Raw genomic sequence first — 22,413 nt, forward strand, 5'->3', positions numbered from 1 at the left:
AGCCTCCGGCTCGGGCTCATGCCCGTCCGCACGGCGGTCGAGAAGGTCAGCGAGGCGTACGTTCGAATGCTCGATCACGCGTGCAGCGTAGTGCCTTCGCAGCGTGGATCGCCTTCCTGCGGGCCCGCGTTGGCGAGGAGCGGAGCGTCGCGCAGACGGCCGCCGCCGGCGGCAATGCAGCCCGCCCCCGCGTTGGACATCAGCTACCCGTGAGCGGCGCTGCCTGTGGGCTCGGCTCAGCCTTGCTTCTCGTCGCTGACCGCGGCTTCGTACGCGAGCAAAGTGTCGACGAATAGCTGCCGCTGATCCGGGGTCAGGGGGGCCAACGCCTTGCGCCACGCGGCCGCACCCGGGGCGAGCCAGGCAGTGATCGCGGGTTGCTGGTCGGCCGCGATGCCGATGATCCGACGACGCCGGTCCGCCTCGTCCTCGCGCCGTTCCAGGATCCCCTTCCGGCTCAGGTCGCCGACCAGCAGGCTCACCGTGGTCGGCGCGACCTGCAGTCGGGCCGCGAGCTCGTTCACGGTCATCGGCCCGTCGAAGAGCAGGTAGGAGAGCAGCGAGAGGTGGCGCGGCGCCAGCGCGAAGGACTGCAGCGCCTCGGGCACGGGGATCTTCTTGACCCGGCCCACCATCCGCGGCATGAGCAGCAACAGGGCCCGGACGGCGTCATCGACCTCGTTCTCGCCGCCCTCCGTTGCGCCGAGCGCCTCGGGCCTTGACATCTCACACCCCTCCACAGTTACCTTTGACTTCAAAGCTATTTTGCTTTGCTTTCAAAGTAAGCCGCTCTCCATCATACGTACCGACGTGAACGGAGTTGCCACCATGCCGCACTTCAGCGTGCACATCCGCGAAGAAGCCCTCGACGGGACGGTAGAACCGAAGCTGATCAGAGCCCTGACCGACGCGGTCGGCGCCGTCTACGGCAAGGAGTTCCGCCGCCTCGTCGGAGTGGACCTCATCGGCATCCCGCAGCACCGCCGGGGCATCGGCGGCAACCCGACCGGCAACGATGCACCTCTCGTCACCCTCAGCATGCGCGAGGCCGCCTATCACCTACCCCAGGTCCCGGACGCTCCCGCCCGCCTGGTCGCCACCACCACCGACGCACTGGCCGACGTGCTCGGCGAGGCCGTCCGCAAGCAGGTGATCGTGACGATCGTCGGCGTCCCCGACGGCCGCACCGGAGTCGCCGGCACGGTGGCCTGACGCGCGTGCGCGGGCCGGGGTCACCGCCCGGGAAAGTTGCGGGCGGCCGTCCAGATCGCGAGAGCGCGGACGAACCGGCCGATGTCGGTCTCGGTGACGTCGTGGGCCCCAGGGACAAAATAGTGCGGCTGCGCTTCCAGAATTCAGGAAGCGCAGCCGCTCACTAGATGCGGAAGTCAGGACCGCACCGCGTGGCAGATGCACCAGAAATGATCAGTCCTGCGGGGGGAGGGGCAGTACTCGATAGAAGAGCACATAGTTGGCCTCATCCTCGTTGAACGTCTGCGATCGGAGCCCCTGATTCAATTCCGACTCACTGATCACGATGGTGCCAAGGTGGTCGTCTTCATCGATGTCGTCTTCGTCGAAGAGGGACACCAAAGCCTCGCCGTCAATACGTTTGACGAGGTCGAGTTGCCACTGGCCTCCAGTTTCTATGTCCTGGATGCCTGCGAGGTGAGCACCGTTGTATTGCAGGTACGCCTCGTCAGCACCGTTGTCCTCGGTTTCCAGGCACTGGAGCCTCACGAACCTAACTTCTGCAGCCATTGCATTTCCTCCGATTCATTTCCCTCTGTTCACTCAATGCGGCGACCAGAGATTGCTCTGGGAGCATTCGCTCCCCTTTGTTTGGTGAATTCGCAGCCAGGCTATTTCCTCCGGACAGTTCAGTCCGGTTTCCTGATTGCCGCGAATCCGTGCTTCAAGTAAGCCCTGCTTGATCTACCTGGTCATGCCCCTGAATATCGGGACTTGACAGTGGGGCGCCGGAACCGTAAATGCCACGGCCGCAGCGCCGCCCGGAGTCGGGCAGCGGCCCCTGCGGTTCGACGGCCGCACTTGGCGCCGAAGCCAGCGAGCTCACCCACCACCGCGTCGTGGCCGGTCCGGGCGACGACGTACCGCAGGTCAGTCAGGGCCTTCAACGCGGCCAGCGGCTCCTCGGCGGCCAGGACGTCCAGCCGGCGGACGAGCCGTTTGTCGCCGGCCGGCGTCGCCGTGTGCGGACGGCGACGGGTCGGGGCGGCTGGGTCAGTCGCTGCTGGCGTACCGGTCGATCTCCTGGACGTAGAACGTCGGCGCGCTGATGGTGCCGCCCAAGGTGGTCTGGTAACTCGTGTCGAGGCCGATCTGGACCTTCGCCTCGAAGATGTCGCCCTTGACGACCCCGTTCAGCTTCCCGGTGGGCAGGAGCTGGGTCAGGATGCTGTTCGTGTCGCAGTCGGAGAGGAACCCGTACTTGGGGTACTTCTTCTCTCCGCACGTGTTCGCGCGGACCGAGGTGGTGCCGGTCGCGGAGTCGGCCTGGACGATCTCGCCGTAGATGGTGAAGCAGCCCATGAGGTGCGCGGTGGTGTTGCGCACCATCTGCTTGAACTCCCGGTCGGAGACCTTCTTGTACTCGCCGGTCTCGGTACAGGACGGCTTCGGCTTCGGCTGGTTGTGGGTGAGCGGCCAGGTGCCACCCTTCTCGATGACCGACAGGTCGACCTTCGTCGTCGCGTCGATCGGCGCGGCGCTGCCGCTGACGACCTCGCACACGGTCATTCCGGCAGGGGCTGCGGGCCTGGGCTGGTCGGAGAACGGCGACACCCAGGAGATGTTGTCCTTGGCGACGCCGGCCTTCGTCAGCTCGGTGACGGCGTCCTCCCAGGAGGCGCGCTTCACGCCGGCGACGCCGCTGACCCGGGGCAAGGGCGCGGGAGTCGGCGACGCGGACGCCGTGGCCGCGCTCGCCGACGGGCTCCGGCTTGCGCTCGCGCCGGTCGCGGCGTCGTCGGTCTTGTTGCCGCCGGCGAGGAGGTAGCCGGCCGTGGCTGCGGTGATGCCGACGACGACAGTGGTGGCGATGACCGGGATGAGCCAGGCCGGGCGCGTACGGGGCTCAGGCTGCGGGGCGGGCATGTGTGCGGGCTGCGGTGGTATCGGCGGGGTGGCCGCGGTGCCGCTCTCGTCGGCTTCGGGGCTGTCGGGCTGGTCGGACATGAGGTGGGTCTCCTTTGGGCGACCCCCGCGTGTGCGGGGTGCACGTCATCGGACGTGGAGGTACGGCTTCTTGAGCAGCCGGAGGCGGACGCCGCGTCGGCTGATGGTGATGCGGGGGGGGGGAACTTCGGCAGGGGCCTGTAGGAGGACCGCCTGGTGGGGGCTTTTCAGGCTGGGTGCAGCCGGTGGCCGGGCGGGCAATCGGGTGGTGCGCCCGCCGGTCCTTGCCCTTGGTAAGGACCGGTGGATGTCAACGAGGTACGGGCGACGCCTGAACGGCCGTCTCACACCATGGGAGGGGTTGACCGGCGGCGCCGCGGGCGCATCGGCGGCCGCCCGGCAGGCCGTCAGAAAGTCGTGAGCTCCGCGTTCTCCGCGGCGGTGGCCAGGGCTTCGAAGTGCATGTCCTGGTCATCTCGCAGGCCGGGCCCGTCCAGGGCGCGGGAAGGCTGATGGATGTCCTCGCTGCAAGTCTGGGTGTCGCCCTCGACGAAGGTGATGGTGATGGTGATGGTGTCAAGGAGCAGGTCCTTGATGCGGTTGTCGCGACCTCGCCGACGAGGCCCGCCAGAAGCATCGGGGTGGCTTCGATGCGCGCGCATCACCTGGGCGGGCACCCCCAGGCGGCGGGCGATCCGGTCGACGAGGACCTGCGGCGCATCGGCGCGACCAGCGAACCCGGCCAACCGAGCGAGCTCGCTGCGGGCCGCAGCCTCCACCAGGCGACTGGCGGCCGGACGGTTCAGACGCCCCCGGACCAGGTCGACAGGAGCCAGGGCGACAGAAGCCAGGGCGACCCGCAGAGCGCCAAGCGGCCCCGGGGCCTGGGCTTCGGGTGCGGCTCCGCACTCACGACGGTGCCGCCACTGGCGGGCGCCGCAGAGGCAGACCGGTCCGCGCCACTCGTTCGGGCTGCGTCCCCCGGTCACACCGGACGGAACGCGACGTCGTCGATACCCTCGCCGGCATGACGTCACTTGACGCCCGGAAAGGAGTTCCATGTCGGATCCGATGACCGTGCTGGCCATGACGGGGGCGACGACCGTCGTGGCGGCCATGGCCACCAGCGCCTGGGAGGGCACCCGGGAGCGCGTCGTCGAGCTCTTCCACCGCCGTGGCGACGAGCGGTCCACCGCGCTACAGGCCCAGTTGGACGGCGACGCGGAACTGGTCGCGGGCGAGAGCGACGACACCGACGGCGTACGCGACGACCTCGTACGCCCCTGGGCGCGCCGGATCGGCGCCCTGCTACGCGAACACCCGGAGGCCGCGGACGAGTTGCGCACCCTGATCGAGGAGGTGTCCGTGCCCCCGGCCGCCCAGAAGTGGTCGCAGCACATCACCGCGCACGCCGGCGGCACCGCCTTCGGCGCCCAGGGACCCGGCAGCAGCGTGCACGTGCACCATCACCGGCCGGCCGCCGGCGAATCCCCCGTATGAGCGCGCCGGACCCGTCGGCGCGTCAGCACGTCACCGCGGAAGGGGGCTTCGCGTACGGCGTGGTCGGCGCCGACCTCCATGTGTACGTGGACGGGCTGCCCTCCTACGTCCTGGAGGAGTGGCTCCCCCCGCCCGAGTCGGACTCGGAATGGCTGCGGGAGCTGCCCAGTCGCCTGCTCAGCGCCCGGCACGAGATCGTCCCGTTCACGGGCCGGACGGATGAGCTCGCCGAGCTCCGCGCGTGGCGCGGCGGCGTCGGCCGACGGCTCGCCGTCCGCTGGCTGCACGGGTCCGGCGGCCAGGGCAAGAGCCGCCTCGCGGCGGCGTTCGCCCGGGACAGCGCCGCCGAAGGGTGGAAGGTCGTCAGGGCCGTGCACGCCCCCGGCAACGTGCTCCCGGGCGGCGCCGGCGGCGACCTGCGGGCCGTGGGCGCCGTCGGGGTGCTGCTGGTCGTCGACTACGCCGACCACTGGCCGCTCCCCCACCTCACCTGGCTGCTGAGCAACCGGCTGCTCCACCATCCCGACCTGCCGACCCGGGTGCTGCTGCTCGCCCGCAGCACCGACCAGTGGCCGGCCGTGCAGGCCGCCCTCCACGACTCCCAGGCGGCCACCTCCGTCCAGGCCCTCGAACCCCTGCGGGAGCACGACGGCGAACGGGCCGAGATGTTCGAGGCCGCCCGCGACACGTTCGCCGCCTGCCTCGGAGCCGCCCCGGGCGCGCCCGACGACACGCCGTTACGAGTGCCCCCGCCGGTACCCCTGGACGGGCCGGACTTCGGGCTGACGCTGGCCGTCCACATGGCCGCCCTGGTCGCCGTCGACGCCCACCTTCACGGCCGTCGTACGCCCACCGACGCCGTCGGCCTGGTCACGTACCTCCTCAACCGCGAACAGGCCCACTGGGCGCGGCTCCACACCCAGGACGCGGGCCGCGCGACGGCCGCCGCCGGGCGGACCTACACGACTCCGCCGCAGGTGATGAACCGCGCCGTGTTCGCGGCCGCACTGACGGGGACCGTACACCGGGAGACCGGCCGGAACGTCGTCGACCGGGTGACCGGAAGCCCACCCGCCGCACCGCACCCCGCCGAGCGGGTCCTCGCCGACCACGGCGTCTGCTACCCGCCCTCCGGATCCGAGCCCGCCCTCGTCCTCGAACCGCTGCTGCCCGACCGGCTCGCCGAGGACTTCCTCGCCCTCACCCTTCCCGGCCACCGCGCGCAGAGCGTCTACCCGCCGTCGTCCTGGGCCCCGGATGTACTCGGCCGCCTCCTGCTGCGCGGCGGCGACGGGCGGCCGGCGCCGTGGACGCCCCGCGCTTTGATCTTCCTGGCCGCGTCCGCCGAACGCTGGCGGCACATGCGCCATGACCACCTGTACCCGCTGCTGCGGCAGGCACCATGGCTCGCCGTCGCCGCCGGCGGACGGGCGCTCGGCGCGGTCGCCGCGCTCGACGACATCGACATGGGGCTCCTCGAGGCGATCGAGGCCCGTCTGCCCCAGCGCGAGCACCCCGACCTCGACCCGGCCCGCGCGGTCCTGGTGGAACGGCTCGCCCGGCACTGGCTGGCGGCCACGGACGACCCGGACCGGCACGCCGTCGTCCACACCAAGCTGGCGAACGCCCTGCGCGGCGCCGGACGGTACGAGGAGGCACACCACTCGACGGTGCGGGTCGTCGCACTCCTGGAGCGGCTGGAGGCCGAGCGGCCCGGCTCGCAGACCCCGCACCTGGGCGTGGCGTACGCCAACCTGTTCACCAGTCACACAAGTCTGGGCCGGCCGCACGAGGCCGTCGAAGCGACGGAACGGGCCGTGCACTTCGAGCGCGTCCTGGCCGAGACCGACCCGGAGGGCCGGTTCGCCGGGCTCGGCCCCGACGGCCGACAGGCCCGGTGGGCGCTCGCCCTCTGCGACCACGCGCAGGCCCTCGGTACCGTCGGACGGTGGGCGGACGGGTTCCGCGCCCATGCCACGGCGCTCGACGTGCTCGTCCTGCTGGCCGAGCAGGACGCCGAACGGCACCGCAACGACCTCGGCGCGACCCTCCTCAACATCGGTGCCGACCTCTCCACTTCAGGGCGCGGCGGCGCCGCGGTCGCGGCGACGGAGGGAGCGGTGCACCTCCTCGGGCCCCGGACGGCCGGCGACCCGCCCGACCATCCCGGGACCTACGCACTGGCCCTGTCCAACCTCTCCGGCCTCCTGCTCACCTGGCGCCATGCCCTCCCCGTCGGCACCGACTGGCGGACCCGGGCCCTCGACGCGAGCACCCGGGCGGTCGCGATGAACCGGCAGCGTGCCGAGGCGAACCCGGACGCGCTGGCCCCTTCGCTGGAACAGTCCCTGCGGGCCCACGCCGGCGCTCTGGAAGCGAAGGGCCGCGCCGCAGAGGCACGTACGGTCCGCGCCGAGGCCGACGAGCTGCGCAGCCGCATGCGACCACCGCCCGACGTGAGCGGCGTGCCCCGAGCGCACTACGGACCGCAGCAGGCCCACGAGGCGACCGACGCCTTGGAGACCGCCGTCTACCGGTACATGGCGCGGATCAAGGCACCGGTCTACGCCCGGCGCCTCATCGCCCTGCTCCTCCCCGTGGCGGCACGAGAAGGCGCCACAGGGCTCGCCGCGCGCACGGAGATCACCGACGCGTACCGGCGGCTGGCCGAGGACGGCTTGACGAGGGACCGCCTCGATCACGCGGAAGCGCTCGTCCGGCTGGCTCTCCATCGTCGGGCGATGGGGCGTGACACGGGGGTCGAAGAGCCGTTGTGCCGTGCGGTCGGGGTGTACGAGGACCTGATGGCGGCAGCCGGCGACCCCGGCGCGTACCGCGAGGACGTGGTCCGCACCCTCGAGCTCCTGGCGCGGTTCCACGAGGAGACGGGCGCGGCGGCGGAGGCCGGCGCGGTGCGCCGGAGGATCCGCCGGCACCGCCCGCCGTGGCGGTGGCTCGCCCGTCCGGCGCAACGCCAAGCCCCTTGAGGCACCATCAGCAGCAGCCCAAGGCGGTCCGTGGCGCGGATTCGCGTTCCCGGAGCTCTTGACGCTCTCGGCGCCCACGCCCTTTAGAGCAGGTGCTGTTCGCGGGCCCGGGTGGCGGAGATGAGACCGGCCAGGGAGGTGCGGGTCTCCGAAAGCGCGGAGATCCGGTCCTCCAGGCCCTCGAGGTGTTCCTGGAGGGTCTCCAGCTTGCATCCGGCGACCGTGCCGTCCGGGCTGATGCACGGCTGCAGGTCGCGGATGACGCGGGTGGGCAGGCCGGCGTCCAGCAGTGCGCGAATGCGCCGGACCACGGTGGGGGCGCTGTCGTCGTAGCGGCGGTGGCCGCTGTCGAGGCGGTAGGACTCCAGGAGGCCCTGCTCCTCGTAGTACCGCAGCAGTCGGACGGAGGTCCCCGTTTCTGCGGCGAGCTCGCCGATCTTCATGTGGCGCTCCTCACAACCCCTTGAATCTCACATGGGTGTGAGATCTTAGCGTGAGGGTCATGACGAACACAGATCGCCCCATATCCCTCTACGGGTTCCTGCGCCCCAGGCCTGAGCGCACGGACGAAGTGCGGCGCATCCTGTCCTCTTTCGTGGAACCCACCCGGCTTGAGCCCGGCAACCTGCAGTACCACCTCCACGAGCACGAGGACGGCCGCTTCTTCCTGTACGAGGTCTGGCGCTCCCAGGAAGACCTGGACCGGCACAACGCGACGCCCCCGCTGCGCGCCTTCCTCGAGAATCTGTCGACCTTCCTGGAGGCAGCCCCGGAGGGCTACTTCGACACCATGCTCAGCCCGTACCCCGAGGCGGAACCGGTGCCCGCCTGAGAAGGACTGCGACGACGGCCCCCGACTTCGAGGTGCCCGCCTGCGCCACGGGCTCCGCGGGTCTCAGCCCGTGAACAACTGCCGCAGTTTCAAAACCAGTTCGTACATCCTGTACGCGAAGGGGGTGCCGACCCACAGCCAGGCGACGAGGAACAGGGCGCGGCGGCGGCCGGTCACGGGGGCGCTCCCTTCTGCGGGACGGGCACGGCCTCCGGTCCGACGGCCGGCGGCTGGTGGTGCCGGGGGTCCACGGGCCGTACGAGCTCGTTGGCGGCGAAGCCGACGGCGAGGAGGCCGATCATGACGAGGAAGGACGTGCCGTAGAGGGCGGGGCCGGTGCGCCCGGCGGCCTCGCCGGCGTCCGCCACGGTGTTGACGATCAGGGGGCCGAGGATTCCGGCCACCGACCAGGCGGTGAGCAGCCGGCCGTGGATCGCACCGACCTGGTGGACGCCGAAGAGGTCCTTCAGGTAGGCCGGGATCGTGGCGAAGCCCCCTCCGTAGAAGGACAGGATGACGGCGGCGCAGCCGATGAAGAGGAAGGTGGAGGAGTTCCCGGAGAGCGCGATGAGCAGGTACATCAGCGCGCCGCCGCCCAGGTACACCCGGTAGATCCGCTTGCGGCCGATGACGTCGGAGGCGGACGACCACACGAGGCGGCCCAGCATGTTGGCGAGCGAGAGCAGTCCGACGAAGCCCGTGGCGGCGCCCGCGGCGACCGGTGCCGGTGTGTCGGCGAAGAAGTCCACGATCATCGGGGCGGCCCGTTCCAGGATGCCGATGCCCGCCGTGACGTTGGCGCACAGGACCACCCACAGGCACCAGAACTGCGGGGTGCGCAGGGCCTCTCGGGCGGAAACCTGGGCGCCGGTCACCAGGGGTGCAAGGGGCTCCAGGGGTGCCAGGGGTACCAGGGGTGCCAGGGGACGGTCGTCGGCCGCGGCGGGCGCCGGGCCCGGCCGCTCCGGCGGCGCCCAGTCCTGCGGCGGCAGCCGTACCAGGAACACCCCGAGGGTCATGAAGACCCCGTACCCGACTCCCATGACCAGGAAGGTCTTCGCGATGCCGGTGGCGTCCCTCCCGAAGGTGTCCAGCAGGTACGCCGACCAGGGCGCGGCGATCAGCGCGCCGCCGCCGAAGCCCATGATGGCGATGCCGGTGGCCATGCCGGGCCGATCGGGGAACCACTTGATGAGCGTGGAGACCGGGGAGATGTAGCCGATGCCGAGGCCCGTACCGCCGATGACGCCGTAGCCGAGCACCACGAGCCAGTACGCGTGGGTGGCGGCGCCGACGGAGGCGACCAGGAAACCGGACGTGAAGCAGACCGCGGACACGGTCATCGCCCAGCGCGGCCCGTTGCGTTCCACCAGGGTGCCGCCGAAGGCCGCCGACAGTCCGAGCATGACGATCGCCAGTTGGAACGGTACGGCGGACGCGGTGCCGGAGAGTCCGAGGGAGGCTTCCAGCGGCGGTTTGAAGACGCTCCAGGCATAGGCCTGGCCGATGGCGAGATGGATGGACAGGGCGGCGGGCGGAACGAGCCAGCGGCTCCATCCCCGGGGTGCGGGGGTACGCAGTCCGGCGAGCATGCCGCGGACCGTACCGCATCCCGGACCAACGGCGCGGGGGCAGCGGAAAATGCGGTGCCCCCGGGCCGGCCCGCGATCTAGACTCGCCGTACGCGCTGCCGACAGGGCACCGCGCGCCTCATACCGAGTGAAGAGAAGGGGAGTCCGGCCATGCGCACGCACCGCACCGCCGTCTTCGCTCCCCCGTCCCGGTACGACGTGATCCCGGTGTCTCGCAGCGCGCGGTGCCGGCCGCGCGGCCGTCACCGTACCCCCGTGACGCACTTCTAGATCTCTTCCAGATCTCTTCGGGTTCCCTCCACTTCCCGCTTTCCGCTTTCCGTTTCCCGCTTCCTGTACGCCACCTCCTGCCCGGGCCTCCTCCGGGCGCGGCGGCAACGGCGCCGCGGCGACGGCGCTGCGGCTGCGGCTGCGGCTGCGGCTGCGGCTGCGGCTGCGTGGCGGGGCCCCGAGGATCGCGTACGGGAATCGCGCCGCCCCTTTCTCTCTTCACTCGAAAGGCCTAGGGCCATGCGCGCCAACGGGCGACCCCTCACCACCACTTCCCTCACCGCCGTCCGCAATCTGGGCATCCTCGCCCACGTCGACGCCGGCAAGACCACCGTCACCGAGCGCATCCTGTTCGCGACCGGCGCCATCCACAAACGCGGCGAGGTCCATGCCGGAACGACGGTCACCGACTACGACGCCCAGGAACGCGACCGCGGCATCACCATCTTCGCCGCGGCCGTGAGCTGCACCTGGGACGGACATCGCGTCAACCTGATCGACACCCCGGGGCACGTCGACTTCTCCGACGAGGTCGAGCGTTCCCTGCGGGTGCTGGACGGGGCGGTCGCGGTGTTCGACGCCGTCGCCGGGGTCGAACCGCAGAGCGAGTCGGTGTGGCGGCAGGCCGACCGGCACGGTGTGCCGCGGATCGCGTTCGTCAACAAGCTGGACCGGGCCGGCGCCGACCTCGACACGGCGGTCGCGTCGATCCGCGAACGGCTGGGCGCCGTACCCCTCGTGGTGCAGCTGCCCATCGGACGGGAGGACGCGTTCACCGGCGTCGTCGACCTGCTGGCGATGCGCGCGCTGCACTGGCACGCCGGCTCCGACACGTACGAGACGGGGCCGGTCCCCGAGCCGCTGCGCGAGGAGGCGGACCGGCGGCGCCGGCTCCTGGAGGAGACGGTGGCGGAGCTGCACGCCGACGCGCTGGAGGAGTTCTGCGCCACCTCGGCGCTGACCGGGCGGACGCTGGCCCGCGCCCTGCGCGAGCTGACCCTGCGCGGGGACGGCGTCGTGGTGCTGTGCGGCTCGGCGTACCGCAACCGCGGGATCGAGCCGTTGCTGGACGCGGTCCTGGCGTACCTGCCCTCGCCCGCCGACATGCCGCCCGTACGGGGGATGGCGGACGGCGCGGAGCAGGAGCGCGCGCCCGATCCGGCGGAGCCGTTCACGGCCCTCGCCTTCAAGGTGACGGCGACCGCGACGGGGCGGCTCACCTATCTGCGGGTGTACGCGGGCACGTTGCGCAAGGGCGCGACCGTACTGGACGCGGCCACGGGCCGTACGGAGCGGGTCGGCCGGATCCTGCGGGTCCAGGCCGACCGGCACGAGGAACGGGAGGAGGCGGTGGCCGGTGACATCGTCGCCGTGATCGGGCTCAAGGCCGCGCGGGCGGGCACGACGCTGTGCGCGCCGGGGGCCGCGCTGGTCCTCGAACCGCCCTCGGTGGCCGAACCGGTGGTGTCGGTCGCGGTCGAAGCCCGTCGCAGCATCGACACCGGGCGGCTCTCGGCGGCCCTGGCGCGGCTCGCCGAGGAGGACCCTTCGCTGGTGGTCCGCTCCGACGCGGAGACCGGGCAGACCGTGCTGTCGGGGATGGGTGAACTGCACCTGGAGGTCGCGGCGGAGAAGATCCGCAGCGGCCACGGGGTGGAGGTCGTCGTCGGCCGGCCGCAGGTCTCCTACCGGGAGACCGTCGTGCGCGGGGTGACGGGCCTGGTCTACCGGCACGTCAAACAGGACGGTGGCGCGGGCCAGTTCGCGCACGTCGTCGTCGATGTCGAGCCCTTGGAGGAGGCCGCCTTCGAGTTCCGGTCGACGGTCGTCGGCGGGCGCGTACCGCAGGAGTACGCGCGTGCCGTCGAGGCCGGATGCCGGGACGCCCTCGCCGAGGGCCCGCTCGGCGGCCATCCGGTGACGGGGCTGCGGGTCACGCTCACCGACGGCGCGACCCACTCCAAGGACTCCTCGGAGATGGCGTTCCGGGCGGCGGGCCGGTTCGCGCTGCGCGAGGCGCTGCGCCTGAGCGCGGTGGAACTGCTGGAGCCTGTCGTGGAGGTGACGGTGACCGTTCCGGAGGACGGGGTGGGCGGTGTGCTGGGTGACCTGGCGGCCCGCCGCGGCCGGGTCTCGGGGTCCACGGCGGGCTCGGGGACCGCGGTGATCACGGCGACCGTGCCGCTGGCCGAGCTGTTCGGCTACGCGTCGCGGCTGCGCGGCCGCACCCAGGGCCGGGGCACCTTCACCACCCGCCCGGCCGGTCTCGCGCCGGTACCGGCCTCGGTCGCGGCAGCCCTGCCGGCCCGCTGACCGCCTCGCGCTAGTCTGCGTGGACCCCTCGGGTCCACGCAGACAGGCAAGGTGAACATGTTCGAGCCGGTGCAGGAAAATCCCTACCCCGACAGCCACGTCCTGGGCGAGGGCCCCGAGCCGCACCCGCTGCTGCGGCCCGTGCTGCCCCTGCTCGGGCGCTGGCACGGTCGGGGGCAGGGCGAGTACCCGACGCTGGAGAAGGACTTCCGGTACGCGCAGGAGGTCACCTTCAGCCACGACGGCCGCCCTTTCCTGCGCTACGAGGCACGGGCGTGGCTGATCGACGACTCCGGGGCTCCGGTCCGTCCGGCGGGACGTGAGGCGGGGTGGTGGCGGGTGACGCCCGACGCCTCCCTGGAGGTCGTGCTCGCCCACCCCACCGGGATCGTCGAGACGTACGTGGGCCGGGTGTCCGGTGCGGACATCGAGATCGAGACCAAGGACGTGTCGCTGACCCCGCTGGCCAAGGAGGTCACCGGCACCCGGCGCCGCTACACGGTCGACGGCGAGGAGATGACGGTCCTGCACGACATGGCCGCGGTGGGGCAGCCCCTGCAGCACCACCTGACGACGCACCTGCGCCGACGCCCCTCCTAGGCCGTCTCTTTCGGATCTTGCTCCCCCAGCTACCGCTGGGAGGTGCCCCCAGGCCCGCGTCGGCCTTTGGCCGCCGTCGGGATCACCCGCGTGCCCGGCACGGGCTGCGGGTGATCCGGTGCTCGCCGTCGCATAGTCGTGGCAGGCCCCGTGACGGCGGCGGCGTACCGGAGGGAGTGATGGTGGTGGAGCTAGGACGACGCGCCGCGCTGGCGGCGCTGCTGGCCGCAGGACTGGTACCCCGCTCCGGCGCCGCGGCGGCGCAGTCGCACACCGCTCCGACGACCACTCCGGCCGCGGGCGGTCGGGATGCCGGCGGTCCTCCCGCCGGTCCGCGCCCGCCGGCCTCGCTCCTCGGCAATGAGATCCGCCGGCTGCCCACCTCGCGCAAGGTCATCGCGCTCACCTTCAACGCCGCGTGGGACGAGGCCGGGATCGACACCGTGCTCGCCGAACTGCGGCGGCGGAAACTGCCCGCCACCTTCTTCCCGACCGGGCAGTTCGCCGATGCCCACCCCGCGGCGGTGCGCGCCATGGGGGCCGCGCACGGCCTCGGCAACCACTCGTACAGCCACCCCTACTTCGGCCAGATCAGCACGGCGGAGCGGGCCGAGGAGGTGCGCCGCGCCGACGCGGCGATCCGGACGGCGTCCGGGACCGAGCCGCTGCCGTTCTTCCGTTTCCCCTACAGCTCCACCAGCCGGCAGTCCGTCGCCGACGTCAACGAACTGGGCTACGCGGCGATCGAGTTCACCGCGGACACCAACGGATACCTCGGGCCGAAGGGTGGCATGACCGTGGACGAGGCGGTCGAGCGGGCCGTCGACGCCTTCACCCCCGGAGCGATCATCCAGATGCACGTCGGCAGCAACGGCGACGGCGTCGTGCTCGACGCCGAAGCCCTCCCCCTGATCGTCGACGCGGCCCTGGCCGACGGCTACGAGGTCATCGACCTGCGCTCGTTCCTGACCGCGCCGGCTTCCCCCGCTGCCGCCGGGGCCCGGTAGGCGCCGGTCCGGCCGTCTCCCGGAGCCGGTCCGCCGCCCTCGCCAGCCGGAAGCCCGCGATCTGGCAGGTCACGAGGGAGACGAGGACCAGGACCACGAAGAAGCGGTCGTTGATGAGTTCCGCCTGGCGGGTGACGCCCGCCAGGACGATGCCGATGGTGCCCCGGGCGTTGAGGGCGAACGCGAGGGACGAGGAGAACACCCGGTCCTCCCCCGCCAGGCGCGCCCCCACCCAGATGCCGGCCATCTTGATGCCGCAGGCGAGCGTCAGGAACCACAGGAAGAACACCGGGTCGAAGGCGCGCACCAGGTCCAGGCGCATGCCGACCAGGACGAAGAACACGGGGATGAAGAAGGCCATCGAGAACTGGCGGATGGCGCCCCAGACCGCCGCTTCCCGGCCGGTCTCCTCTGAGGTGCCGTCCTCGGCCGTCTGATCGCCGCGGGCGGCGCAGATGCCCGCCACCAGCGCACCGAAGACGGCGTTGACTCCGAGGCCCAGGCACAGCAGCACCATGGCGCACAGGAAGATCAGCCGGAAGGCCACCGGGCTCTGCCGCGCCACGATGTTGGCGCGGTGGCGGGCCAGCCGGTGGAAGAGCCGGGCTCCCCAGGTCAGGCTCGCGGCGAAGAACAGCAGGCTGACGACGGTGAAGTACGCGGCCGTCGGCACGGGCGCGGTGGTGCCGATCAGGTCCCACAGGCCGACGGGGTGACCGGCGCCGGAGCCGGCGAGGCCGAGGACCACGGCGAGGACGACGTAGAGGATCACGTCCTCGATGACGGCGACCATCAGGACGATCCGGCCGAAGGCGGTGTCCATGATCTTCAAGTCCATCATGATCCGCGAGATGACCGGAATGGCCGCGACCGCCATCGCGAGCCCCACGACGAGGGCGGTCGTCGCCGTGGAGCCCGCCGGCCCCGCGAAGAAGGCGGGAACCAGCGCCGCGATGCCCGCGCCGGCCGCGAAGGGCACCACGAGTCCGGCGGCCGCCACGATCGCGCCGGTGCGGCGTTCCCGGCCGCCCGCCCGGATGCGCAGCTCCGCGCCGGCCAGGAACATCAGGAGCAGCTGGCCGAGCTGGTACATGGCGTCGAGGGCGCTGGTCACCGCTCCGGAGGCGGGGAACAGGGCGGCCCTGGCGGCGGGGGCGAGGAGCCCGAGGAGCGAGGGGCCCAGGAGGATGCCGCCGACGACCTCGCCGATGACGGGGGGCTGGCGCAGGGCGCCGAAGAGGAAGCCGCATCCGTGTGCGGCGGCGCAGATCACGGCGAGGGCCGCCAGCAGCCGGATGGTGTCGATCACTGTCATGCCGGATCACTTCCACTCGTTCCGCGGGGTGGACGTCGTACCGTTCGGTTTTACGTCAGTGCGAGGGAGTGCTGTTCAGCGGATGGATCAACGGGGGGTCGAGGCGGGCCGGTTCGGCGCGGCCACCATTGAATCGCCTACGCCCGGTCGCCGTCCTGGCAGGATGGCGGAATGGAACGTGTACTTGGAATCGGTGGGTACTTCATGCGGGCCGCCGACCCCGCGGCCCTGAGCGCTTGGTACCGCGACTGCCTCGGCCTGGACGCCGATGAGAACGGCCTGTGGCATCCGGGGGCCGGGCCGACGGTGTTCGCGACGTTCGAGTCCGGGACGGACTACTTCGGCGACCGCGCCCAGCAGTCCATGCTCAACTTCCGGGTCCGCGACCTGGACGCGATGCTCGCGCAGCTGCGCGGCAAGGGCGCGGACGTGGCCGAGGAGACGCAGGACATGGAGGGTGTCGGCCGGTTCGGCTGGGTCACCGATCCCGAGGGCCATCGGATCGAGCTGTGGCAGCCCGCCTGACCTTGCGGACTGCCGGCGCGGTGACCACCCGGGGGTGGGCCTCCGGCTGGGGTGGGCGATCCTGACCGCCGTGACCGGCTGCACCGTCTCCGCCGCGCCCGGCCGCCATGCCAACCAGTGGGCTGCCACCACCCGTTGACCGTGTCGGTTATCGTCCGTCCCAACCGATGGATCGGCACAGGGGGATGCAGCAGGTGAGCGAGAAGGACGTTCTGGCGCGGAGCTTCGAGGAATACCGTCCCCATCTGCGGGCGGTGGCCTACCGGATGCTGGGGTCGCTCAGCGAGGCGGAGGACGCCGTACAGGAGGCCTGGCTCAAGCTGAGCCGCTCCGACGCGGGTGCGGTGGAGAACCTGGGCGGCTGGCTGACCACCGTGGTCGGCCGGGTGTGCCTGGACATGCTGCGCTCGCGGACCACGCGGCGCGAGGACCCGCTGCACGACCAGGACGGGCAGGTCCGCGTCCCCGACCCGGTCGTCAGCCGGGCGGACGGCCTCGATCCCGAGCAGGAGGTCCTCCTGGCCGACTCGGTCGGCATCGCGCTGATGGTCGTCCTGGAGACGCTCGCCCCCGCCGAGCGACTGGCCTTCGTCCTGCACGACCTGTTCTCCGTCCCCTTCGACGACATCGCCCCCGTTCTGGGGCGGACCGCGGCCACGACCCGGCAGCTCGCCAGCCGCGCCCGGCGCCGCGTCCAGGGCGCGGCTCCCGCCCCGGATCCGGACCGGACCCGGCTGCGGACGGTCGTCGACGCCTTCCTCGCCGCCTCGCGCGGCGGGGACTTCGAAGCGCTGGTCGCCGTGCTCGACCCGGACGTCGTGGCGCGCTCCGACGGCGGCACGCTGCGTCCCGGCCTGGTCCGCCACGGCGCGGCGGAGGTCGCCTCCCAAGCGATCACCTTCGCCCGGTTCGCCGCAGCGGCCCATCCGGTGCTGGTCAACGGGCTCCCCGGAGTGGTCGCGGTGGCGGACGGCCGGGCGATCTCGGTCATGGCGTTCACCATCCGGGACGGCAGGATCACCGCGCTCGACATCCTCACCGACCCCGAGCGCCTCGCGCGCATCGACCTGAGCGTCCTGGAGGGCTGACCACCGACAGCAGCCGTGCGGTACGCCGGGCCCACCCGCCCCGCGCACCGCACGGCGACGGGCCCTGCCGTACCGGCTCTACGATCGCCTGGTGAGGGAGACTTCAATGGGTGAGGGGGCGGACACCGCGCCCTGGAAACGCGTCGTTCCGGAGCAAGGCGTCCTTCCCGTCGATCTGCTGCTGACCGGCAGGACGTACGTGGCGCGGCTCGACGGCCGGCAGATGTGCGACACGGACGCCGTCTTCAGGCAGTTCTACGACGAACTGAGGCTGCCCGACTACTTCGGGTGGGACTGGGATGCCCTCTTCGACTGTCTGCGCGATCTGGAATGGCTGGCCGCCGACCAGTACGTGGTGATCGTCGAGGCCGCGGACGAGGCACTGCCGGGCGACGCCGTCGGGCGGCGGCAGCTCTTCGGGGCCCTGCTGCGGGCGGGGCGGCGATGGTACTCCGTCAAGCGGCCCGAGGGCATCGGTCTGAGCAGGCTCCTGGTCGTCATGTCCTGCGATCCGGGAGCCGTTCCGGACGTGCGGGAACAGGTGCGCTCGTGCTGGGCGGAGGTCGTCTCGTCATAGGAGCGGCTTCGTCCCGTCAGGGCGATGTCAGTGGGCGCTCCTAGCGTTGGGGCATGATCTGGACCGCCGCTCAGGACACCCTCCCGCCCGTTCCGCCCGCGCAGCGGCTCGACGCCTCGCCCTCGGAGGTCGCCGGGACCGTCGAGCTGACGGCGGCTCATCTCGACTCCCGCGTCCACACCGTCGCGGAGTTCGAGCGCGTCCTCGACGGACTCGTGCGGCACGCGCACCGCGACCGCCACGCACTCACGGCGGCCCTGTCCACGACACTGGGGCACCGCTACCCCGAGGAGGAGACCGAGGCACACCGGCTCGCCGCGGTGGACGTGGTGGTGGCCGCGCTGCTGTGGCGGGTGGCGGGGTACAGCCTCAAGCCCGAGTACGTACGCCGGCAGCGCGGGCACGAGGAGTGCGCGCAGGGCGGGCTGGAACTGGTCGTCGCGGCGCGGGTGCGCGAGATCGGGTACGCGCTGCGGTCCGGCGCGCCCCAGCCGTTCCTGCTGGCCACACCCACCTGGGACACGGGCGCGCTGGAGGCGGCCGAGCTCGTCGAACGACTCGCGGAGTACCGGCGGTTGGGCGTCCGCCCCGGACCCGCCGACTTCGGGCAGGCCCTGTTGCGCGTACGGCGGGACGGTCCGGCGGCTCCGGCGGCCGCCGCGGCCGCGGACCGGCTCGGGACCGCCGAGGGCGATCGGCTCGCCGCCTGGCTCGGCCCCGACGGTGAACCGGGCACGGGGCGGCGCCGGGTCGTCATGCCCGATCCGGAGGCGCACCGGGCCTGGTCGCGGGTCGGTGCGGCCGTGCCGCAAGTCGCCTTCGCGAGCGGTGAACGGCCCGCCCTGCGGCGGGAGTTCCCCGAGGCGTTCCAGTGGCTGGGCCGCCCCCACGAGGGTTTCACCCAGTGCTATCACTGGCACGGCGGGCACGCCGTACGGGCGGCGGTGCTGCCCGAGGACCGGGACATACAGGCCCGGTGGCTGCTGCCGGGCGTGACGCTGGCCGCGACGGCCGGCGATCCGGGCGACGCCTGGATGCTGCCGCACCTCGCCCTGCTCGGCGGACCCGCGGGGCCCGGGCTGCACTGCGCCATCGCGGCGGGGCTGGGCGGACGGCACCCGGCGAGCCGTCGCCCGGCGGTGGAGGCCCTGCTGGTGCTGGCGGCCCGGGGCGAGCTGGACGCCCCGCTGCTGGGCCGCGAGCTGTCCTCGATGGTGGCCCTGGGCACGGTCAAGCCCAACCGGCTGGCGGACGCGGCCCGCTCGGCCGCGGCGGCGGGCGCGTACGCCACGGTGTGGGCCGTGCTCGCCGAGGTCCTGCCGGCCCTCCTGCCCTCGACACGGGGTGCGGGCGAGGTGCTGGCCGTCGCCGCCGCGTGCGTGGAGCGCTGCGGGGCCACGGGCCCGGTGCCGGCGGAGGTCGCGGCGGCCGCGGCCCGCAGCGGATCCCACCGGCTCGTCACCGAAGCCCGCCGCCTCACCTCCGCGCTCACCGGCCCGCACTGACGCGCCCTCACGGGTCGTGACGAAGAGAATTCGGCTGGTAGCAATTAGGTGAATTACTGACTGAATTCCCGTCAATAAGCCTCCGCTTCATATCTCGATTTGATAACAACCCGCCTCAAATGGCCTGGACCATTGCGGCGCAACGCGCGTAACTCCCCTTGTTTTATTGACAAGTGAGTGTTCGTCAAATCAGGTCGACAGGTAACGGAATGATTTCCCGAAGCGGACTCCCGTTTGTCCGAATTCTCCGAGGCATTCGTCTGGCAGGCTTCCGCGCACCCAGTCTTCCGACAACGATTTGAGGTGCCCATGACAGGACGACGCAGACGTCGCGCCGCCGCCGACCACCGCCGCAAACCGCGGAGGTTGATACTCATCACCGCCGCCACGGCAACGGCGGCGGTGATAGCCGCAGGCATCGCCTACTCCGGACTCGGCGACGGCGCCCAGGCGGTGGCGCCCGTCCAGGCCGCGGAGGCCGCCGCACCGGCCGCCGCGCCCGCCCGGGACCAGGAGCCCGACCCGATCGCCGCCGCGCCGGCCAACGAGAACGAGCGCGGCATGGTCTACGACGGCCTCCAGGCCGCGCCGAAGGGCGACCGGTGCGTCGGTGTCTACCGCACCGACACCGGCCTGTGCACCCACGGCCCCGACGCCCCGCCCAAGGGCGTCGACATCACCAAGGACATCGCCCCGGCCGTCAAGGAGACCGCTCCGGCGGCCGATCCCTCCCGCCCCGCCGCCGAGGACCCGGCCTCCAAGGAAGGGGGCGGGCGTCCTCAGGACGCGCCCGCCGCCGATGCCGCGGCGACCAAGGCCAAGGCACCCGAACCGGCCGCCGCCGGTGGCAGCCAGGCCGTCGCCGCGGGCCCCTCGGGCCAGACCGTCCAGTGCGACGGCGACGGCAGCACCGGCAACCGCGTGCAGGTCGTGTACGTCCACGCCCCCGGCAAGGACCGCTACTCCGAGTACGTCGCCTCGTTCCGCAAGTGGGCCGCCGACGCCGACCTCATCTACTCGGCGAGCGCCCAGGAGACCGGCGGCGTGCGCCACATCCGCTACGTCACGGCCGCGGACTGCACCCCCACCGTGCTCAACATCGAGCTCCCGGCCTCGGCCCTGGCCGAGTTCAGCGCGACCAACAACGCGCTCGCCGGCAAGGGCCTCGACCGCCGCGACCGCAAGTACATGATCTTCGCGGACACCCAGGTCTACTGCGGCATCGGCACCTTCGCGGGCGACGAGCGACCCGGCCAGGCCAACCAGAGCAACTTCGGCCCGTCCTACGGCCGTACGGACTCCGGCTGCTGGGGCGGCCACACCGCCGCGCACGAGCTCGGGCACAACCTGGGCGCGGTCAACAACAGCGCCCCGAACACCAGCCGTGGCGCCCACTGCACCGACGAGTACGACGTCATGTGCTACTCGGACACCCCGTACTACCCGCAGATGCGCAACGTCTGCACCAACCAGGCGGCCGAGAACATCCTGGACTGCAACCACGACGACTACTTCCACACCAGCCCCAAGGCCGGAAGCTACCTGGCCACGCACTGGAACATCGCCGACAACCAGTTCCTGATGCGCACGAAGGGCGGTGGCGGCACCGACCCGGGTCCGAACCCGAACCCGACGCCGACCCCGACGAAGAAGCCGACGCCCACGCCGACGAAGAAGCCCGGCGGCGGCCCGGCCGCGACCGCGGCCCAGATCCAGTCGAACTCCGTCGTGGTGAGCTGGCCCAAGGTCGAGGGTGCCTCCTGGTACCAGGTCCTCCTGAACGGCAAGCACCTGACCTGGGTCCAGTCGCAGGCGCTGCGCATCTACAACCTCCAGCCCAACACCTCGTACTCGGTCACCGTCTCGGTCCGCGACAGCTCCGGGCGGGACAGCGGACCCGGCAAGGCCGCGTCCTTCAAGACCCCGGGAACGGGCGGCGGGGCGACCACCCCGGGCAGCAAGTACACGCTCGGCAACGGCAGCACGGGCATGGCCGCCGAGGTGTGGGGCGGCCGCACCGCCGACGGCACGGTGCTCGTCGGCGGCCGTGCCAACGGGTACGCCCAGCAGCAGTGGTTCTTCGACGACGCCGGCAACGGCCAGGTCCGCATGCGGTCCGCGGTCTCCGGCAAGTGCCTGCAGCCGGGCGGCACGCCCGCCGCGGGCATGTGGGTCGCGCAGCAGCCCTGCGACAAGGGCAACAGGGCGCAGGCCTGGAAGCTGACCTCCCGCGGTGGCGCGACCACCGTCACCGACCCGAGCGGCGGCTTCGCCCTCACCGTCAGCAACCGCCCCTACTACGGGAACTGGCTGCTCGACCTCCAACGTGCGGACGGCCGCGCGGCTCAGGCCTGGACCCTCCAGAAGGCCGGCTGAGCACTGCCGCGACGCGACGCCACGGCTCGGCGGGCCCTCGCGGCCCCGCCGCCGTGACGCCCTGACGCCGTGATCCCGCCCCGGCGGACGGCCGCCCCGCGCGGCCGTCCGCCGGTCCCCCTCATCTCGACCGGAGCACCCCGACGATGCGCATACGAATCGCTTTCTCGGCCGTCCTGACCGCACTCGGCCTCATGTTGCTGACCCCTGTTGCGGCCCACGCACACGGAGACACCGTGAAGGTGGTGGTGACCGGGCAGCGGGCGGGCCACGTCACCGCCGACATCACCTGGGAGAACGACGGGGACGCCGTCGACGAGGCGGTCGCCGCCACCGTGAACGCGGTCAGCGTCGACGGCGCCCGCACCCTGGGCCCCTGGCGCCTGGTGCGCGATCCCGCCGCGGCGCCCGCCGGCTGGACCACGGCCGAGGCCCTGCCGCCGGGGTCCTGGAAGGTGGGCGTCGACGTGGGGTTCCCGGCCCTCGGACACGGCGAACTCGAAGTCGCCGTACCCGTGGTGGACCCGGCGCCGGCCAGCGGTGCGCCGACCGCCTCCGCCGCGGCTCCGGGCACCCCGTCGGCCGCTGCCCCGTCGGCCGCGCAGCCGTCGGCCTCCGCCCCGGCAGCGTCCGCGGCGCAGGTGCCGGCCGCCGACTCCGCGTCCGAGGGGGACGCCGTCTGGTGGACGACTGCGGGTGTGGCGGCGACCGCCCTGGCCGGGGCGGCCGTCGGCCTCTTCCTGCGCCGCCGCCGGCGGATGCGCCTCGGGCGGCTGGCCTAGCGGAGC

Annotated in this window: 20 protein-coding genes; 13 read left to right on the forward strand and 7 right to left on the reverse strand. The window is 72.2% G+C overall.

All coding sequences use genetic code 11. The annotated features are described in order from the left end of the window. Window positions 1-236: 236 nt before the first annotated feature. Entirely contained in the window at window positions 237-725 is a 489-nt protein-coding gene (locus tag AB0D29_RS26970) for a MarR family winged helix-turn-helix transcriptional regulator (protein ID WP_362857742.1), read from the reverse strand. An 85-nt stretch (window positions 726-810) separates the two neighbouring features. On the opposite strand from AB0D29_RS26970, the gene AB0D29_RS26975 reads away from it, so the two are divergent. Beyond that, window positions 811-1,212: a hypothetical protein gene (locus tag AB0D29_RS26975; protein ID WP_362857744.1), complete on the forward strand. Its 402-nt coding sequence runs from the start codon at window positions 811-813 to the stop codon at window positions 1,210-1,212. Window positions 1,213-1,425: 213 nt separating this feature from the next. Here AB0D29_RS26975 and AB0D29_RS26980 read toward each other — a convergent pair whose 3' ends face one another. The 3 genes from AB0D29_RS26980 to AB0D29_RS26990 form a co-directional block, all read right to left on the reverse strand. Further along, window positions 1,426-1,761, reverse strand: coding sequence for a hypothetical protein (locus AB0D29_RS26980; protein ID WP_362857745.1), 336 nt, complete (start codon window positions 1,759-1,761; stop codon window positions 1,426-1,428). Between the two features lie 483 nt (window positions 1,762-2,244). Next, complete coding sequence (locus AB0D29_RS26985; RefSeq protein ID WP_362857747.1) at window positions 2,245-3,198, reverse strand: hypothetical protein; 954 nt, start codon at window positions 3,196-3,198, stop codon at window positions 2,245-2,247. A 347-nt stretch (window positions 3,199-3,545) separates the two neighbouring features. Further along, complete coding sequence (locus AB0D29_RS26990; protein WP_362857748.1) at window positions 3,546-3,917, reverse strand: hypothetical protein; 372 nt, start codon at window positions 3,915-3,917, stop codon at window positions 3,546-3,548. 280 nt (window positions 3,918-4,197) lie between these two features. Between AB0D29_RS26990 and AB0D29_RS26995 the strand changes: the two genes are divergently transcribed. Next, a complete protein-coding gene (locus AB0D29_RS26995; RefSeq protein WP_362857749.1) occupies window positions 4,198-4,638 on the forward strand; it encodes a hypothetical protein in 441 nt (146 codons plus the stop codon). After that, on the forward strand, window positions 4,635-7,625 hold the full coding sequence (locus AB0D29_RS27000; protein WP_362857750.1) for a hypothetical protein: 2,991 nt from the start codon (window positions 4,635-4,637) through the stop codon (window positions 7,623-7,625). The genes AB0D29_RS26995 and AB0D29_RS27000 overlap by 4 nt, the downstream gene beginning before the upstream one ends. A gap of 83 nt (window positions 7,626-7,708) precedes the next feature. Here the strand turns inward: AB0D29_RS27000 and AB0D29_RS27005 are convergent, their stop codons facing one another. Further along, window positions 7,709-8,068: a MerR family transcriptional regulator gene (locus tag AB0D29_RS27005; RefSeq protein WP_362857751.1), complete on the reverse strand. Its 360-nt coding sequence runs from the start codon at window positions 8,066-8,068 to the stop codon at window positions 7,709-7,711. Window positions 8,069-8,127: 59 nt separating this feature from the next. Here AB0D29_RS27005 and AB0D29_RS27010 point away from each other — a divergent pair, with 59 nt between their 5' ends. Next, window positions 8,128-8,457, forward strand: coding sequence for a putative quinol monooxygenase (locus tag AB0D29_RS27010; RefSeq protein WP_362857752.1), 330 nt, complete (start codon window positions 8,128-8,130; stop codon window positions 8,455-8,457). 173 nt (window positions 8,458-8,630) lie between these two features. On the opposite strand, the gene AB0D29_RS27015 is transcribed toward AB0D29_RS27010, so the two are convergent. Continuing rightward, a complete protein-coding gene (locus AB0D29_RS27015; protein ID WP_362857754.1) occupies window positions 8,631-10,049 on the reverse strand; it encodes an OFA family MFS transporter in 1,419 nt (472 codons plus the stop codon). Window positions 10,050-10,559: 510 nt separating this feature from the next. Here AB0D29_RS27015 and fusA point away from each other — a divergent pair. The 3 genes from fusA (at window position 10,560) to AB0D29_RS27030 (ending at window position 14,239) form a co-directional block, all read left to right on the forward strand. Further along, complete coding sequence (fusA, locus tag AB0D29_RS27020) at window positions 10,560-12,632, forward strand: elongation factor G (RefSeq protein WP_362857755.1); 2,073 nt, start codon at window positions 10,560-10,562, stop codon at window positions 12,630-12,632. A 57-nt stretch (window positions 12,633-12,689) separates the two neighbouring features. Continuing rightward, the gene (locus AB0D29_RS27025; RefSeq protein ID WP_362857757.1) at window positions 12,690-13,232 is read left to right on the forward strand and encodes an FABP family protein; all 543 of its coding nucleotides are present in this window, start codon (window positions 12,690-12,692) and stop codon (window positions 13,230-13,232) included. A 179-nt stretch (window positions 13,233-13,411) separates the two neighbouring features. Next, entirely contained in the window at window positions 13,412-14,239 is an 828-nt protein-coding gene (locus tag AB0D29_RS27030) for a polysaccharide deacetylase family protein (RefSeq protein WP_362857759.1), read from the forward strand. Here AB0D29_RS27030 and AB0D29_RS27035 read toward each other — a convergent pair. Beyond that, window positions 14,178-15,554, reverse strand: coding sequence for a cation:proton antiporter (locus AB0D29_RS27035; RefSeq protein ID WP_362857760.1), 1,377 nt, complete (start codon window positions 15,552-15,554; stop codon window positions 14,178-14,180). The genes AB0D29_RS27030 and AB0D29_RS27035 overlap by 62 nt on opposite strands. A 171-nt stretch (window positions 15,555-15,725) precedes the next feature. Here AB0D29_RS27035 and AB0D29_RS27040 point away from each other — a divergent pair, with 171 nt between their 5' ends. The 6 genes from AB0D29_RS27040 (at window position 15,726) to AB0D29_RS27065 (ending at window position 22,407) form a co-directional block, all read left to right on the forward strand. Next, window positions 15,726-16,079, forward strand: a complete 354-nt coding sequence (locus AB0D29_RS27040; RefSeq protein ID WP_362857762.1) for a VOC family protein — start codon at window positions 15,726-15,728, stop codon at window positions 16,077-16,079. 194 nt (window positions 16,080-16,273) lie between these two features. Further along, window positions 16,274-17,167 (forward strand): sigma-70 family RNA polymerase sigma factor, encoded by an 894-nt coding sequence (locus tag AB0D29_RS27045; RefSeq protein WP_362857764.1) that lies wholly within the window; start codon window positions 16,274-16,276, stop codon window positions 17,165-17,167. Window positions 17,168-17,258: 91 nt separating this feature from the next. After that, window positions 17,259-17,744, forward strand: coding sequence for a barstar family protein (locus AB0D29_RS27050; RefSeq protein WP_362857766.1), 486 nt, complete (start codon window positions 17,259-17,261; stop codon window positions 17,742-17,744). A gap of 53 nt (window positions 17,745-17,797) precedes the next feature. Beyond that, window positions 17,798-19,249, forward strand: coding sequence for a DUF6493 family protein (locus tag AB0D29_RS27055; protein WP_362857767.1), 1,452 nt, complete (start codon window positions 17,798-17,800; stop codon window positions 19,247-19,249). 309 nt (window positions 19,250-19,558) lie between these two features. Next, the gene (locus AB0D29_RS27060) at window positions 19,559-21,625 is read left to right on the forward strand and encodes an RICIN domain-containing protein (RefSeq protein WP_362857769.1); all 2,067 of its coding nucleotides are present in this window, start codon (window positions 19,559-19,561) and stop codon (window positions 21,623-21,625) included. Between the two features lie 146 nt (window positions 21,626-21,771). After that, window positions 21,772-22,407 (forward strand): hypothetical protein, encoded by a 636-nt coding sequence (locus AB0D29_RS27065; protein WP_362857770.1) that lies wholly within the window; start codon window positions 21,772-21,774, stop codon window positions 22,405-22,407. Window positions 22,408-22,413: the final 6 nt, after the last annotated feature.

Source organism: Streptomyces sp. NPDC048424 (genome assembly GCF_040651555.1).
In the GTDB taxonomy this organism is placed as follows: domain Bacteria; phylum Actinomycetota; class Actinomycetes; order Streptomycetales; family Streptomycetaceae; genus Streptomyces.